Origin of the sequence: Methylorubrum pseudosasae, from assembly GCF_029504475.1 — a bacterium.
Taxonomy (GTDB): domain Bacteria; phylum Pseudomonadota; class Alphaproteobacteria; order Rhizobiales; family Beijerinckiaceae; genus Methylobacterium; species Methylobacterium extorquens.
In genome coordinates, this window is sequence record NZ_JAQGDU010000002.1 from 2,336,692 (window position 1) to 2,351,757 (window position 15,066).

At 70.4% G+C, this 15,066-nt stretch carries 15 protein-coding genes; 8 read left to right on the forward strand and 7 right to left on the reverse strand.

Features of this window, described 5'->3' with window-relative positions:
- Nucleotides 1-137 precede the first annotated feature (137 nt).
- The 4 genes from M2437_RS11880 to M2437_RS11895 are packed head-to-tail and all read left to right on the forward strand — an operon-like array spanning nt 138 to nt 4,912.
- Nucleotides 138-1,634 (forward strand): protein adenylyltransferase SelO, encoded by a 1,497-nt coding sequence (locus M2437_RS11880; protein WP_253387522.1) that lies wholly within the window; start codon nt 138-140, stop codon nt 1,632-1,634.
- A 7-nt stretch (nt 1,635-1,641) separates the two neighbouring features.
- Nucleotides 1,642-2,466 carry an SDR family NAD(P)-dependent oxidoreductase gene (locus tag M2437_RS11885; RefSeq protein ID WP_253387523.1) on the forward strand — a complete coding sequence of 275 codons (825 nt, stop codon included), beginning with the start codon at nt 1,642-1,644 and terminating at the stop codon, nt 2,464-2,466.
- 2 nt (nt 2,467-2,468) lie between these two features.
- Nucleotides 2,469-3,404 (forward strand): alpha/beta hydrolase, encoded by a 936-nt coding sequence (locus M2437_RS11890; RefSeq protein ID WP_253387524.1) that lies wholly within the window; start codon nt 2,469-2,471, stop codon nt 3,402-3,404.
- The gene (locus M2437_RS11895) at nt 3,401-4,912 is read left to right on the forward strand and encodes a flavin-containing monooxygenase (protein WP_253387525.1); all 1,512 of its coding nucleotides are present in this window, start codon (nt 3,401-3,403) and stop codon (nt 4,910-4,912) included. Before M2437_RS11890 ends, M2437_RS11895 begins: the two co-directional genes overlap by 4 nt.
- On the opposite strand, the gene M2437_RS11900 is transcribed toward M2437_RS11895, so the two are convergent.
- Genes M2437_RS11900 through M2437_RS11915 form a run of 4 tightly spaced genes read right to left on the reverse strand, consistent with a single transcriptional unit; the run spans nt 4,913 to nt 8,296 of the window.
- Nucleotides 4,913-5,380: a DUF2721 domain-containing protein gene (locus tag M2437_RS11900; RefSeq protein ID WP_253387526.1), complete on the reverse strand. Its 468-nt coding sequence runs from the start codon at nt 5,378-5,380 to the stop codon at nt 4,913-4,915.
- Nucleotides 5,381-5,395: 15 nt separating this feature from the next.
- Nucleotides 5,396-5,725, reverse strand: coding sequence for a lipid-A-disaccharide synthase N-terminal domain-containing protein (locus M2437_RS11905; RefSeq protein WP_003599063.1), 330 nt, complete (start codon nt 5,723-5,725; stop codon nt 5,396-5,398).
- A 4-nt stretch (nt 5,726-5,729) separates the two neighbouring features.
- Nucleotides 5,730-6,503 carry a glycosyltransferase family 2 protein gene (locus M2437_RS11910; RefSeq protein WP_253387527.1) on the reverse strand — a complete coding sequence of 258 codons (774 nt, stop codon included), beginning with the start codon at nt 6,501-6,503 and terminating at the stop codon, nt 5,730-5,732.
- Entirely contained in the window at nt 6,500-8,296 is a 1,797-nt protein-coding gene (locus M2437_RS11915; protein WP_253387528.1) for an ArnT family glycosyltransferase, read from the reverse strand. The genes M2437_RS11910 and M2437_RS11915 overlap by 4 nt, the downstream gene beginning before the upstream one ends.
- A gap of 249 nt (nt 8,297-8,545) precedes the next feature.
- On the opposite strand from M2437_RS11915, the gene M2437_RS11920 reads away from it, so the two are divergent.
- Nucleotides 8,546-8,740 (forward strand): hypothetical protein, encoded by a 195-nt coding sequence (locus M2437_RS11920; RefSeq protein ID WP_003599068.1) that lies wholly within the window; start codon nt 8,546-8,548, stop codon nt 8,738-8,740.
- Between the two features lie 138 nt (nt 8,741-8,878).
- A complete protein-coding gene (locus tag M2437_RS11925) occupies nt 8,879-10,510 on the forward strand; it encodes an acyl-CoA synthetase (RefSeq protein ID WP_253387529.1) in 1,632 nt (543 codons plus the stop codon).
- 55 nt (nt 10,511-10,565) lie between these two features.
- Here the strand turns inward: M2437_RS11925 and M2437_RS11930 are convergent, their stop codons facing one another.
- Nucleotides 10,566-10,928 (reverse strand): response regulator, encoded by a 363-nt coding sequence (locus tag M2437_RS11930; protein ID WP_012255300.1) that lies wholly within the window; start codon nt 10,926-10,928, stop codon nt 10,566-10,568.
- 201 nt (nt 10,929-11,129) lie between these two features.
- Nucleotides 11,130-12,383: an ATP-binding protein gene (locus M2437_RS11935; RefSeq protein WP_253387530.1), complete on the reverse strand. Its 1,254-nt coding sequence runs from the start codon at nt 12,381-12,383 to the stop codon at nt 11,130-11,132.
- Nucleotides 12,384-12,680: 297 nt separating this feature from the next.
- Between M2437_RS11935 and M2437_RS11940 the strand changes: the two genes are divergently transcribed.
- On the forward strand, nt 12,681-14,081 hold the full coding sequence (locus M2437_RS11940; RefSeq protein WP_309247829.1) for an AMP-binding protein: 1,401 nt from the start codon (nt 12,681-12,683) through the stop codon (nt 14,079-14,081).
- A 258-nt stretch (nt 14,082-14,339) separates the two neighbouring features.
- Entirely contained in the window at nt 14,340-14,681 is a 342-nt protein-coding gene (locus M2437_RS11945; protein ID WP_003599081.1) for a hypothetical protein, read from the forward strand.
- 66 nt (nt 14,682-14,747) lie between these two features.
- Here the strand turns inward: M2437_RS11945 and M2437_RS11950 are convergent, their stop codons facing one another.
- Nucleotides 14,748-14,945: a hypothetical protein gene (locus tag M2437_RS11950; protein WP_012255296.1), complete on the reverse strand. Its 198-nt coding sequence runs from the start codon at nt 14,943-14,945 to the stop codon at nt 14,748-14,750.
- Nucleotides 14,946-15,066 lie beyond the last annotated feature (121 nt).

Sequence of the window (15,066 nt, forward strand, 5' to 3'; positions counted from 1 at the left end):
GCTGGAAGATCCGTGTGCGAGGCTCGTTCCGGTCCGATGCCATGCCGCGCCGGCCCCGGAATAGCCAGGGGAGGGCTCATCAGCCATTCGGTGAAGGGATCGCCCCTCCCCGCCGCCGGGTTCAGCCTTTCGTCGGCTTGACGTTCCCCCGCGCCTGCCCGACTCCTCCCGCCACACCGGACGGAGCCGAACCCCTGCCCGCTTTCAAACCCTCGCGCCGCCACGCCGATCTCGGGCCCGACCTCTACGACGTCGTGGTCCCGGCCGACTTCCCCTCGGCGATCCTGCGCTACCGCAACCAAGCGTGGGCGCGGCGCGTCGGGCTCGACGATCTGTCGGACGAGGCGTGGATCGCGCATTTCGCGCGCTTCACACCCCTGCCCGGCTCGTTCGAGCGGCCGCTGGCGCTGCGTTATCACGGCCATCAGTTCCGCTCCTACAACCCGGATCTCGGCGACGGACGCGGCTTCCTGTTTGCGCAAGTCCACGACTTGCGCGACGGGCGCCTGCTCGATTTCGGCACCAAGGGCAGCGGCACGACACCCTGGTCGCGCGGCGCGGACGGGCGGCTCACCCTGAAGGGCGGCGTACGCGAGGTGCTGGCCACCGCCATGCTGGAGGCGCTCGGTGTCGAGACCTCGAAGTCGTTCAGCCTGATCGAGACCGGCGAGGCGCTGGAGCGGGGCGACGAGCCCTCCCCGGCTCGATCGGCGGTGCTGGTGCGGCTGTCGCACGCGCACCTGCGCATCGGCACCTTCCAGCGCTTCCAGTTCCTCGAACAGCCCGAGGCGATCGCCCGCCTCGTCGATTACGTGGTCGAAACCTACTATCCCGCCATCCAAGAAGCCGAGCCGGCGGAGCGGGCCGCCCTGTTCTTCGAGGCGATGCTGGCGCGGGTGGCGCGGATGGGCGCCCAGTGGATGGCCGCGGGCTTCGTCCACGGCGTGCTCAACACCGACAACATCAACGTCACCGGCGAGAGCTTCGATTACGGCCCGTGGCGCTTCGCACCCGCCCATGATCCGGCCTTCACCGCGGCCTATTTCGACGAGTGGGGCCTCTACAGCTTCGGCCGCCAGCCCGAGGCCCTGTTCTGGAACCTGAGCCGACTGGCCGATTGCCTGCTCGGTCTCGTGCCGAGGGAGCGGCTGGAGGCGGGGCTGAAGACCTTCGGCCCGGCGCTTCAGGACGCGTTCGCCGAGGCGATCCTGTTCCGGCTCGGGGTCACGCCCGCGCAAGGGGAGGGCGAGGGCGCGGTCCACCGGCTGGTCGGCGCATTCTGGGCCTTCCTCGAAACCAGCCGCGCGCCGTTCGAGCAGGTCTTCTTCGACTGGCGTGGCGGGCTGGCGAGCGAGCCCCGCGCGGCCCGGAGCCCGGCGGGCGAGCACTACGCCAGCGACGCCTTCCGCCCGGTCCACACCGCGCTCCAGGCGATGCGCCCCGCCGCCAAGACCAACCTCGACCACCCTTACTTTGCCCGCGAAACACCCTGCACGATGCTGATCGACGAGGTCGAGGCGCTTTGGGCGCCGATCGCCGAGGCCGATGACTGGTCGGCGTTCCAGGCCAAGCTCGCCGAGATCGAGGCCATGGCCGAGGCCTACGGCACGCAAACCCTCCCCCCGGACGCCTGAGGCGGAGATGGCTCAGCGTTTCGTTCTGCAGGGGCGGACCGCCCTCGTCACGGGGGCCGCGAGCGGCATCGGCGCGGCGCTGAGCCTCGCGCTGGCGGGGCGCGGCTGCGCCCTGGCGCTGGCCGACCGCGACGCGCAGGGCCTCGCCGAGACGGCGCGCGCCACCCGCGCTGCCGGCGTCACGGTCAGCGAGCATGTGCTCGACCTCGCCGACCGGGAGGCGCTCCTCGCACTGCCGGAGGCGGTCCGGGCCCGGCACGGCGGGCTGCACCTCCTCGTCAACAATGCCGGCGTGGCGCTTGGCGGCCGGTTCGAGGACACGGACCCGGCCGACATCGACTGGCTGATGGACGTGAACCTGCACGCAGTGATGCGGCTGACCCATGCCTGCCTGCCGCTGCTGAGGGCTCAAGCACAGGCGCAGATCGTCAACCTGTCGAGCGTGTTCGGCATCATCGCGCCCGCGGGGCAGGCAGCCTACGCGGCGAGCAAGTTCGCGGTGCGCGGCTTCACCGAGGCCCTTCGCCATGAAGTCGAGGGCACCGGGCTCGGCGTCACGCTGGTGCATCCGGGCGGGGTCGCCACCGCCATCGCCCGCAACGCCCGCCGGCCCCGCACCATGGATCCGCACGAAGCGGCCGAGGCTCATCTCGCCTTCGAGCGCCTCCTGACGATGAGCCCGGCGAAAGCCGCCGCGGCGATCCTGCGCGGAATCGAGACGCGGGCGCCCCGCGTGGTGATCGGCGCCGACGCCCGCCGCGCCCTGCTGATCCAGCGCCTGATGCCGGTGCGCTACTGGTCGCTGATCCGCCGCGCCGTTCGAGACACGTAACCATGGCCAGCCTGCGCGCCCATCTCTACGATCTCACCATCCGCCTCGCAGTGAAGGGCCGGCTCGGCGGCACCCACGATGTCTACGCGATCCGCCGCGCCTTCGAGGGCGCCCGGTTCCCGACGCCGGCCGGCGTCGCCTTCACCCCCGGCGAGGTCGGCGGCGTGCCCGGCGAGTGGGCGCAGGCCGAAGGGGCGAAGACGGAAGGGACTCGCGCAGATGGCGAGCACCCCACCCTGCTCTATTGCCACGGCGGCGGCTTCATCGCCTGCTCGGCGCAATTGTACCGCCCGGTTACGGGCCGCTTCGCTCGAGCCGGGTTCCGGGTGTTCACGCCGGATTACCGGTTGGCGCCGGAGCACCCCTTCCCCGCGGCGGTCGAGGATTGCACGGGCGTCTGGGCCACGCTCGCGGAAGCGGGCCCGGCGGTCGTCGCCGGGGATTCCGCGGGCGGCAGCTTGGCGCTCACCACGATCATCGAGGCGCGCCGCCTCGGCCTGACCCCGCCCGTGGCGGCGGCCCTGTTCTCGCCGGCCACCGACCTGATCGGCCGCAGCGCCTCGTTCCGCACGAATGGGCGGCGCGACGCGATGTTCCGCCCCGAGGCGCTGATGCGGCTGGTTCCGGCCTACCTCGCCGGCGCCGACCCCGCTGACCCGCGCGCCTCGCCGATCGAGGCGGATTTTTCCGGGTTTCCGCCGCTCCTGATCCATGTCGGCGTCCGCGAGATCCTGCGCGACGATTCCCTGCGCCTCGCCGAGAAGGCGAAGGCCGCGGGCGTGCCGGTCGAACTCACGGTGTTTCCCGTGGTGGCGCATGCCTGGCAGCTCGCCGAGAGCTTTCTGCCCGAGGCACGCCGCTCCCTCGACGAGGCCGCGATCTTCCTGCACCGCGCCCTGAAAGCGCCCCCCCATCCTGAGGCGGAGGTCGCCGCGTGAGCGAAGCGCCCCTCGATCTCGTCATCGTCGGCGCCGGCTTTTCCGGCCTCGCCATGGCGATCCGCGCGCGGCAGGCCAGGTTCGACCGCCTCCTCGTGCTGGAGAAGGCCGCGGGCGTCGGCGGCACGTGGCGGGAGAACACTTATCCGGGGGCCGCCTGCGACGTGCCCTCGCAGCTCTACTCCCTCTCCTTTGCGCCGAAATCCGATTGGTCGCGCCTCTTCGCGCCGCAGCCCGAGATCGAGGCTTATCTCGAAGGGCTCGTGGCCGCGCACGGCCTCGCGCCGTTCCTGCGCCTGGAGACCTGCGTGACGCGCGCCGTCTTCGATGCGGCAGCGGGCCTGTGGCGGGTCGAGACCGACAGGGGCGTCGTCTCCGCCCGCGTGCTCGTCGGTGCCATGGGCGCCCTGCACCACCCTGCCCTGCCCCGCCTCCCCGGCCTGGAGCGGTTCTCGGGAAAAGCCTTCCACTCGGCGGCCTGGGATCATTCCTACGACCTGAGGGCCAAGCGCGTCGGCGTGATCGGCACGGGGGCGAGCGCGGTGCAGTTCGTGCCGGAGATCGTCGGCCGCGTCGCCCACCTCACCCAGTTCCAGCGCTCGGCCCCCTGGATCCTGCCCCGCGGCGACCGCCCGACCGGGCGCGGATTCCAGTGGCTGATGCGGATCGCCCCCCTGCGCCGTCTCCACCGCGCCTCGCTGTTCTGGCGCCGCGAGGTTGCAGCACTCGCGGGCTTCACCCGCGTCTCGCGCGTGACCGCTTTGGCCGAAGCGTGGTCCCGCCGGCACCTCGCGGCTTCGATCGCCGATCCGGCTCTGAGACGACAGCTCACGCCCGACTACCGGCTCGGCTGCAAGCGGGTGCTGCTCTCCGACGACTATTACCCGGCGCTGGCCCGGCCCAACGCGAGCCTCGTCACGGCGCCGATCCGTGAGGTTCTGCCCCACGGCATCGTCACGGCCGACGGCGCCGAACACCCGCTCGACATGCTGATCTTCGCCACCGGCTTCGCCCCCGGCGGCAGCGTTGTGCGCACGGAGGTGATCGGGCGCGACGGGTTAAGTTTGCTGCAAGCATGGAAGCAGGGAGCGGACGCCTTCCGCGGCGTCTCCGTGGCGGGCTTCCCGAACTTCTTCCTGCTGCTCGGCCCCAATACCGGGCTCGGCCACAACTCGGTGCTGCTGATGGTCGAGGCGCAGGTCGCCCACGTGCTCGGCGCGCTGAAGCGGCTGCGCGACCAGCCCGGCGGCGTGCTGGAGGTGCGCCCCGAGGCTCAGGCGCGCTTCCGCGAAGAGGTCGATGCGCGGATGCAGGACAGCATCTGGACGCAGGGCGGCTGCGGCAGCTGGTATCTCGACCGCGCGGGGCGCAACCGCACCCTCTGGCCCGGGACGGTGGGGGATTACGTGCGCGGCACCGAGCGGATGCGGGTGGAGGATTACAGGCTCACCGATCCTCCAGGGCTTTGCCCTGGACCCACGAAAGGACTTGTCCTTTCGAAACCCTGATTATCTCGGCCGGTCCTGTTTGCGTTCGACCTCCAGGCGTATTCCCCGGCCGGCCAGGAGGATTTCGGCGAGGAAGGCCAGGATCGCCAGGATGGTGCAGCTGAGCGCAAGGCCGAAGCAAGCGAACAGCACGGAGGCCGCGGAGGCGTCCCTGAGGGCGCCGACGAACAGGGTCAGCACGGCCGCACCCGTCATCACGCCGCCGAGGCTCGCCAGCACCACGGCGAGATCGAGCAGAAGCGAGCGCCGGCGCAGGTAGGCGAGGCGGCGGGCCAGCGTCGCCCGCGCCGCCTCGTCCGCACCGGGCAGGCTGGCCGAGAGCGCGTCGACCTTGTCGGCGACGCGGCCGAGGCGGGTCGAGAACACGTTGAGCAGGGTCGCCAGCGCCGAGAGCAGGAAGGCGGGGGCGAGCGCCACCTGGATGATGTGGGCGATGCTCTCGGGATCGCCCGTCGTGGTCTGGAACATGCCGTCGGGTTCGTCTCAGGCCCGGCGGGCGCGGCGCCGCTCGCGGAAGATGAGGGCGAGGTTGCGCAGGTAGATGAAGGTGGACAGCCCCTGCCCGATGATGATCACCGGCTCCCGCCGCACGAAGCCGTAGACCAGGGTCATCAGCCCGCCGATGATCGACAGGAACCAGAACGAGAGCGGCATCACGCTCTTGCCCGCGCGCTCGCTGGCGATCCATTGCAGGATGAAGCGCGAGCCGAACACGAGCTGCGCCCCGATGCCGAACACCAGCCAGAAATCGAAGCGGGTGACGAACACGTCGTAGAAATAGGCCGGCAGGTCCTCGGCGAGCTGGATCAGCATGGGTTCACCGGCTCTCGCTGTGCGGGATTTCCTCGGCCCGGGGGGCCGGGCGGCGCCGCCGGATCAACCACCACACCCCGGCCAGATCGAGGATGCCGACCCAGAGCCGGTCGAACATCCCGTAATTCGAGTGCCCGGTGAAGCGGGGCCGGTCCACCACGTCGCGGTGGACCACGCCGAACCCCTCGCGGGTGACGAGCGCGGGCATGAAGCGGTGGAGCGCGTCGAAATAGGGGAGCGTGAGGTAGACCTCGCGGCGAAACACCTTGAGCCCGCAGCCGGTATCGCGGGTGGCGTCCTTCAGGATCTTTCCGCGCACGCCGTTGGCGATCCGCGACTGGAACTGCTTCCACGCCCCTTTCCGGCCGATCCGCTGCCCCTGCGCGAGCCCGACCGTCGGGCCGGCCTGCTCGAGGGCGGCATAGAGCACGGGGATGAAGGACGGATCGTTCTGGCCGTCGCCGTCGAGCGTGGCGATGACGGGCGCGTGGGCGCGCAGAACGCCGCTGCGCACCGCCCCGCTCTGGCCGCCGCCGCGGTCATGGCGCACCACCCTGAGCCACGGCTGCTTGGCCTGCAGGCCGCGGAGGGTCGCCAGCGTTGCGTCGGTCGAGCCATCATCGACGTAGATGACCTCGAAGGGTGCCAGCGTCTCGCAGGCATGGCTGATCTCGGCTACCAGGGCCTCGATGTTGCCGGCCTCGTTCTTCACCGGCACCACCACGCTGAGGCGCGGCGGCCGAAAGACAGGATCTACGGACTGGGTCGTCGTGCTCATGGCGTGGAACCCGGCAGCGCGGCGTAGGCGGAGACCCCGACCGGCTTGCCGCCGTTGATGTTGAAGCCGGTGACCCGGCCGACGGGGCTAAGCGGTTGCCCGCCTTGGGCAGTCGCGAATTCGGCGGCGAACCGGTCCTCGACCAGCACGAGGCGGCAGCCGCCCTCACCTAGGAAGGCGATGGCCTCCGCGCCGGAATTCAGCATGGCCAGATCCGTGCCGACGGTGAAGACGAGGCTCGGCTCGCGAAGGCCGAGGCTTGCCACACGCGGCGCCTCGCAGGGCAGGGCATCGCGGATCGCAGCGAGCCGCGGCGAGACCTTGAGGCTTTGCAGCACCGGCTGGGTCAAGCCGAACACGGCGCCCGACAGTACCACCGAAGCGGCGACGGCGAGCACCAGAGCGCCCTCCCCTGCCTCTTGCCGTGTCCCTTGCCCCGCCCCTTCCCTCGCCCCGCGGGCGAAGGCGGCCCAGGCGAGGCCGGCGAGTAGGCAGGTGGCGAGCAGCAGCGGCAGGGCGGCCAGTGGCAGCACATGGTCGAGACGCCACGCGGCGAGGCTGAGGCCCAGCGTCAGCCCGACTGGAATCAGCACCACGAGCCCCGCCACCCAGCGCGCGCCCGGACGTCGCGGGTCAAGCGCGCCGCGCGACAGTGCCAGCACGGTGAGGATCGCCACCGCCGGCATCAGGGGGAGGACGTAATGCGGCAGCTTGGTCGGCACCGCCTCGAAGATCAGCCACATCGGCACGATCCAGGCGAGCAGCAGCGCCACCGCCTCCTCGCCCCGCCGCGCCCAGGCGAAGGGAAGGCTGAGGGCGGCGAAGGCGGCGCCCGGCCAGAAGGTGGCGAAGAAGGCCAGCGCGTAGGCGCCGGGCGGGCCCCAATGCTTCTCGGCGCCGGTGCCGACCTTGCCGAGCATGTCGCGCCCCACCGCCTCGCCGAAGAAGGCGCCGCCGCTCTTCCAGGCGATCGCCAGGAACCAGGGCGCCACGACGGCGAGCGTGATGAGGAGGCCTAGGCGCGGGCGCAGGTCGAGCAGCCAGCGGGCCGAGCCCTCGCGCAGACACAGCACGAAGGCGGCGAGCCCGGCAAAGAGCGGCACCATCGGCCCCTTCACAAGGATACCGAGCGCGAGCCCGAGCCAGAAGACCAAGGCCGTCCCGAGCGAGGCCGGGCCGCGGCGCCGTTCCAGCCGGGCGCGCCCGAGCCAGGCGCGGGCAAGCGCGCCGAACGCGGCGACCGAGCAGGCGGTGAGCAGCGCGTCGGTCTTGGCAAGGCGCGCTTCCGCCGAGAGCATGATGCAGGCGGAAAATAGGGCGGCGGCCAGCAGCGCCCGGCGTCGGTCGAGCAGGGCGAGGCCTGCCCAGTAGGTCAGCAGGGTCGCCGCCAGCGCGCCGAGAAGCGAGGGGATCCGGTAGAGCCCGATCTGCGTGCGCGCCTGCTTCACACCGAGCGCCTCGCCGGCCGCGACGGCGGCGGCCTGGGTCCAGTAGATCCCGACCGGCTTCTTGTGGCGGGCCTCGGCCTGGAAGCGGATATCGACGAGGTCGCCCGTCTCCAGCATCTGCTTGGAGGCTTGGGCAAAGCGCGGCTCGTCCCGGTCCATCGGCTGGAGCGAGGCAAGGCCCGGCAGGAAACTGGCGAGACCGATCAGCAGGAGCAGGAGGCAGGCGCGGAGATGGCTCGCGGCCCCGAAGGACAGCACCCGATCGCCAAGGCGCAGCGCGCCGTCGAGCGGCCAGCCACCCTCCGCCTGTGACAGCGCGGCCGGCGCGACGCCAAGGCGCGTCATCGGCGGGGCCCGCCCCCGATGGGTGCGGTCCGGCTCTGGCGGGGAGGAACGGGCATCGGCGGCTCGGGCGCGGATGAAAAAGGCCGGCGGACGGCCCGCGCCCCGGCCGGGCGCCGTGTCGATGATCCGCTTCGGATTGTCAAATGCGGAGATCCGCAGCGCCACCGGGTGCGGGGCCACCAGCAAAAAGCAACGCGACCATGCACTGGGTGGGTAGCCGGACCGGAAGGGCGACCCTATATTCCTCTCATGGCAAACAACAGCGCAAATCCCTACACCCTCGAAATCGAAGCCTGCGAGCGCCCTGCCGGGCACTTCACCTGGGCCATCCGCCGGAACGGCAAACTCTTCCAGCGCGCGGATCGCGTGCAGACCACGGAAGAGGCCGCAGAGCGTAGCGGGCTCGCCGCCCTGGAAAAGCTCCTCAGCGGCCGGGAGCGTTGATCGGCCTTTTCGACCGACTTACGCCTCAAATCCCTCAGACCTGACAAGGCTCCCGGGCTCGCGCCCGCGGGGCCTTTTCTATGCCGTTGATCGCCCGCGAGGCTCGGATAATCTCCTCCTGAAACGGGAGGCGAGACCATGGCGCGCACGACGATCTACGACCGCGATCTCGACCCGAATCCCGCGAACTTCCAGCCGCTCACGCCGCTGACCTATCTCGATCGCGCCGCCCGCACCTTCCCGGACCGGGTTGCGGTGATCCACGGGCCCCTGCGCCGCTCCTACGCCGACCTTTACGCCCGCTGCCGCCGCCTCGCTGCGGCTTTGGCCGCCCGCGGCATCGGCCGCGGCGACACGGTGGCGGTGCTGCTCGCCAACACGCCCGCGATGATCGAGTGCCACTACGGCGTGCCGATGACGGGGGCGGTGCTCAACACCCTCAACACCCGCCTCGACGCGGCGGCTCTGGCCTTCTGCCTCGACCACGGCGAGGCCAAGGTCTTCATCGTCGATCGCGAGTTTGCGCGGATCGGGCGCGAGGCACTCGACAAGGCCGGGGTCTCGCCCCTCGTCATCGATTACGACGACCCTGAATTCACCGGAGACAGCGCCCCCGTCGGCGAGACCGACTACGAAGATTTCCTCGCCGCCGGCGATCCCGATTTCGACTGGGCCATGCCGGGCGACGAGTGGGACGCGATCTCGCTGAACTACACCTCCGGCACCACCGGCGATCCGAAAGGCGTGGTCTATCACCACCGCGGCGCGGCCCTGCTCTCGCTCGGCAACGTCATCACCGCCGGGCTGCCGCAGCACGCGGTCTATCTCTGGACCCTGCCGATGTTTCACTGCAACGGCTGGTGCTTCCCCTGGACGCTCTCGATCGTCGCCGGCACCCATGTCTGCCTGCGGCAGGTGCGGGCGCCCGCGATGTACGCGGCTCTGGCCGAGCACGGCGTCACCCACCTGTCGGGCGCGCCGATCGTGATGTCGACGCTGCTGAACGCCCCCGAGGCGCAGAAGCGCCCCCTCCCCCGCAGGGTCCACTTCCTCACCGCCGCCGCGCCGCCGCCCGAGGCGGTGCTCGCCGCCATGGGCGAGGCCGGCTTCGACGTCACCCATCTCTACGGCCTGACCGAGACGTACGGCCCGGCGGTCGTGAACGCATGGCACGAGGATTGGGACGCGCTGTCCCGCGACGAGCAGGCCAGGAAGAAGGCCCGCCAGGGCGTGCGCTACCCCGTGCTGGAAGGGCTCGACGTGCGCGACCCCGAGACGATGGAATCCCTACCCGCCGACGGCACCAGCCTCGGCGAGGTGATGTTCCGCGGCAACGTGGTGATGCGCGGCTACCTGAAGAACCCGGCCTCGACCGAGGCCGCCTTCAAGGGCGGCTGGTTCCGCTCCGGCGATCTCGGGGTGAAGCATCCCGACGGCTACATCCAACTGAAAGACCGCTCGAAGGACATCATCATCTCGGGCGGCGAGAACATCTCCTCGATCGAGGTAGAGGACGCGCTGTTCAAGCACCCGGCGGTCGCGGCCGCCGCCGTCGTCGCCAAGCCCGATGCGAAATGGGGCGAGACGCCCTGCGCCTTCATCGAGCTGAAGGAGGGGCGGGAGGCGACCTCCGAGGAACTGGTCGCGTGGTGCCGCGAGCGGCTCGCCCCCTACAAGCTGCCGCGCCACGTGGTGTTCGGCGAGCTGCCGAAAACCTCGACGGGCAAGGTGCAGAAATTCTTGTTGCGGGAGAAGGCGCGGGAGGAGTGAAGTCCCAATACGCGATCCTGAAAGGATCGACCGGACGAGGTATGGGCCGAGCGCTTCACTCCACGCCCAATTGCTGCGCGGCGCTCATGATCGCGGTCATGCGGTAGGGCTTCATCACTAGCACGCTCTCGCTCACCTGCCGGGGTTGCTCGGCACTGTAGCCGGTCACGTAGATCACCGGCAGGGCTGGATGCAGCACGCGGGCGCGCTCGGCGAGGTCCCAGCCGTCGAGCTGGCCCGGCAGGCGGATATCGGTGAACAGGAGATCGACGCGCCCGGCCCCCTGGAGCAGGCCGTAGGCCTCTTCCGCGGTGCCGGCGCTGAGCACGGCGAAGCCGGCATCCTCGAACTCCATGGTCACGGCGCTGAGCAGCATCTCTTCGTCCTCGACGACGAGAACTGTCCGCTTGTCGGCCATACGTCCCCCCTCCCACGTCTTCTTGTTATTCGACAGGCCCGCATCCGGAAGGCGCAAGAGCCGCAAAGCCTTTCGAGTGCGGGCCCACCCGCATCATCTTTTTCCGAAAGCCGGCGACCACCTTTCGGGATGATGCTCTTCGCTTTCGTTCTCGCATCATCTTTTTTCCGAAAGCCGGCGGCCAGCTTTCGGGATGATGCTTTAGCCCGCGACCGCCACCGGCGGCAGCAGCGGCGCAAAGCCCGGTTCGGCAACCGGAGCCGGCCGCGCCGCCGGACGGCTCATGGCGGGCGCCTGCGCTGGGAAGGACAGGCGCACCGTCGTGCCGGGCCTGCCGTCGCGCACGAAAGCGGCGCTGCCGCCCGATTGCTGCGCGAAGCCGAACACTTGGCTCAGGCCCAGGCCGGTCCCCTGCCCCAACGGCTTCGTGGTGAAGAACGGCTCGAAGGCCCGCGCCTCGACCTCCGGCGCCATGCCGGCTCCGGTGTCGGACACTTCGACGGCGAACCCATCGCCTTCGGGCAGCGGCCGGGTGGCGAGGGTGAGCGTGCCGCCCTCCGGCATCGCATCGCGGGCATTGACCGCGAGGTTGAGGATCGCGCTCTCGAACTGGTTCGGATCGATCCTCACCCGCGGCAGGTCCGGGGCGAGATCGGTCTCCAGCCGGATGCGCGGGCCGATCGTGCCGCGCAGGAACTCGGCAAAGGAGGCGATCTGCGCGTTCACGTCGGTGCTGACCGGGGAGAGCGGTTGGCGGCGGGCGAAGGCCAGCAGCTTGTGCGTCATCGTCGCCGCCCGCTCAGCGCCCTTCACCGCATCGCGCAGGCGCGTGCGCAGGGGGCTCGCCTCGGGCAGGCCGCGCTCGACCCGGTCGAGGTTGAGCAGCACCACGTTGAGCAGGTTGTTGAAGTCGTGGGCCACGCCGCCGGTGAGTTGCCCGATCGCCTCCATCTTCTGGCTCTGGCGCAGGGCCTCCTCGGCCCGCGCGCGCTCGGCATTGGCGGCCTCCAGAGCGGCGAGCGCCGCGTCGCGCTCAGCGATACGGGCCTGCAGCGCCTCGTTGGCCTGCCGGAGCTGGGTCGGAGATGGCAAGGTCAGCGCCTTCGGGATCAGGACCCAGAGCGCGACCGCCGTGCCGATGGAGGCCATGCCGGTGATGAGCTTGACCGCGGCCTCCAGCCCATAATCCGGCACCCAGAGCGTCCAGATCGCCATGAGATGCGTCGCGCCGCAGGCGGTGATGAACACCGCGAACGACCAGAACATCCAGCCGAACACCACGTCGCGGCGGCGGGACACGAAATAGGCCAGACCGACGGGGATCGAGAAATAGGCGAAGGCGATCAAGCTGTCGGAGACGACATGCGTCCAGATCAGCTCCGGGCGCCACAGCAGACAGATGCCGTGGGGCGAAAGATTTTCGACCTCCCACAGCCGCCGCAGAAGTTCGAGCATCAACCCCGGTCCCCCGCTCCGCCGCGCACGATCCCGAAGGCTGCGCAGGCCCATGCCACAGCATCGTCCCGAAAGATGGCCCCAGGCTTTCGCGACGATGCTCGAACAAAAATCCGCGGCATCGTTCCGGGTTCGATTTCCAGGACGAGGCCCGAGACATGAACGATCGGGCGCGCCGGCGAATGCGGCCCGCCCTCACCCCAAATCTCTACGCGAGACACCGGCGCCGACCAAACATTAAGTCTTACTTAACCCTATTCGCTCATCACCGGGGGTGGCTTTCGAGGGCGGGCGCGAGTGTCGGCGCAACGGGCAATCACGCAGGTTGAGGCTTCGCAAAGGGCCGTGCAGGGAGCCTTGAAAGGCGCCTCGCAGGGAACCCCGGACGCGGCCTCCCATGAGACGCCGGCCGACGCGCGCCTGCGGCGCATCAGTCTCGGCAGCCTGCTGTCCGCCACGGCGCGGCGCCACCCCGACCGGATCGCGGTGGTCGACCCCGCCGACAAGCCGGATTGGAGCGACCGGCCCGCCATCACCTGGACCTACGCCGCGGCCGCCGAGATCGTGGAGCGCCTCGCCCGCGGCCTGCGGAGCTGGCGCCTGCCGCCGGGAAGCCGCATCGGCCTGTGTCTGCCGGGCTCGGCCGAGAGCGCGCTGGCGATCCTCGCCGTCGAGGCCGCCGGCCACGTCGCCTGCCTGCTCCCGGTCTCCTGGGATGAAGATCGCCTGCTTGCCGCGGCGCAGAACGTCGCGCTGAGCGCGGTGCTGACCCAGGCCCGCCTCGGCTCCGCCGCGCCCGCCGAGCGCCTCTGCGCCGTCGCCGCGCGCTATTTCGGCCTGCGCTACCTCGCCGCCTTCGGCCCCGACGTGCCGGATGGGGTGATCAATCTCGACCGGTTCGTCCTCGACGGCCCTGCCGGAGAGCCGGCCGGACCGGCCCCCGCCGCGGCCGGCATCGTCAGCTTCATCGGCGGCGACCCCGAGCAACCGGTCTACCGCAGCGGCGAATCGGTGGTGGCGGCGGCGGCGGCCCATCTCGTGGCGATGCGGGTCGCGCCCGCCGAGCGCATCCTCAGCCTGATCGGCCCGCACGACCTGCGCGGCCTTGCCACCGGGCTCGCGGCTGCCCTCGTCGCGGGGGCCACGCTGGAGACGCTGCCGCTGTTTGACGGAGCCGCCTTCGCGACGGCCCTGCGCCGGCCGGGTCCGACGCATCTCGTCGCCCCCGCCTTCCTCGAAAAGAACCTCGCCGGCCGCGACCTGCCGACGGATCTGCGCTCCGTCGCCCTGGTGCACCGGGCGCCGGTCCGCTTCCGCAGCCGCAGCCGCGCCGTGGACCGGCCGCAGGGCCTGCGCCTCGAGACGGTGATCGACACCGTCGCCTTCGACGAGACGGCGATCCTCTCCGGCCGGCGCGGGACGACGGGCGACCTCTCGCTGGTGCTCGGCAAGCCGGAGCGGCTTGCCCTTCCCGCCGCCCTGCTGTCCATGAGGCGCGGCGCGGACGATTGCCTCGCCTTCCGCGGCCAGGCCTGCACCGTCACGCCATTGCAGCGCGGAAATCGGCAGGCGATCCCGAGCGGGGTGTGGCAGGAGACGCCTTACGCGCCGGTGCTGTTCGCGGGCTTCGCCACCGCGATCGAGGTCGCGGAGCCGTCCGATTCCGCCGGCTCCCCAAAAATTTTTGCGCCTGCGTAATGGGGCCGGCCACCGGTGCGTTCCGCGGTGCCGTCCTCTCAAGCAGACAGATAAAAAATCGATTGAAGGAAATGACTTAGGCGAGAACCGGGGCAGCCAGGGATTCACGTCCCCGACTTGTGCGGCGCAGTTCATCCAGCCTTCAGCACGGCGATTCCATGTTCACCCAGCTCCATGGCCGGCGAACCAATCGTGGCCATGCGGGTTATCCGGGGTGCCCCTTCACACAGGGCGCGACATGGGGTAACGCTTAAGCCTATGGGTGCGCTGCAACAAGTGCTTGTCGTCGATGATGGCCGCCGCGCCGTCGATCGCTCTCTTGCCGCCGACCTCGCCGGGCTCGGTTATGCAAGCGTCACCGCTTCCATCGAAGCGGCGGACGATGTCCTCGCCGTGATCGCCCGTCCTGCGGCGATTCTCCTTCAGCTCTCGTCCAGCACGAACCCGCATCTCGCTGCGCTCGCCGATCGGCTGCGCGCCCGGATGCGTGCCGGCGGCATTCCGGTCATCGAGATGGACGACGCGGGACCCCGCCCCGGCGCACCCGTCGATCTCAAGAGCCGGATCGGTCCGTACGTGCTCGCTGAGCCCGAGCTTTAGGTCTTTCCCGTAACGGGACAATGACGGCGGGCCGCGGGCCCGCCTTTTTCATGCGCGAGCGGGCGATTACGCCGCTGCGATGATCTCGCTCTCGCGAACGGCGCGTTCGGCCGAGCCGGAGCGGATCCGGTAGGAGGGCTCACCGGTCGGATCGTCGGGCATCAGGCGGACGACTTCGCTGATCGTGCCGAAGCCCAGCCGCTCGTCGGTGGGGGACGATTGAGCGCGGCGAACCCGCTGACCGATCTTGAACTTATGAAACATCGATGTCTCCTCGAACGCATTCCGTCGAAGCGGGAAGCCGCTTCGGCGGAGGAGAGCCCCTTCAAGACAACGGGTCAGAGCTGGTCTCGATCGCACGTCCGACCGAAAGCGGCCCAGCTCC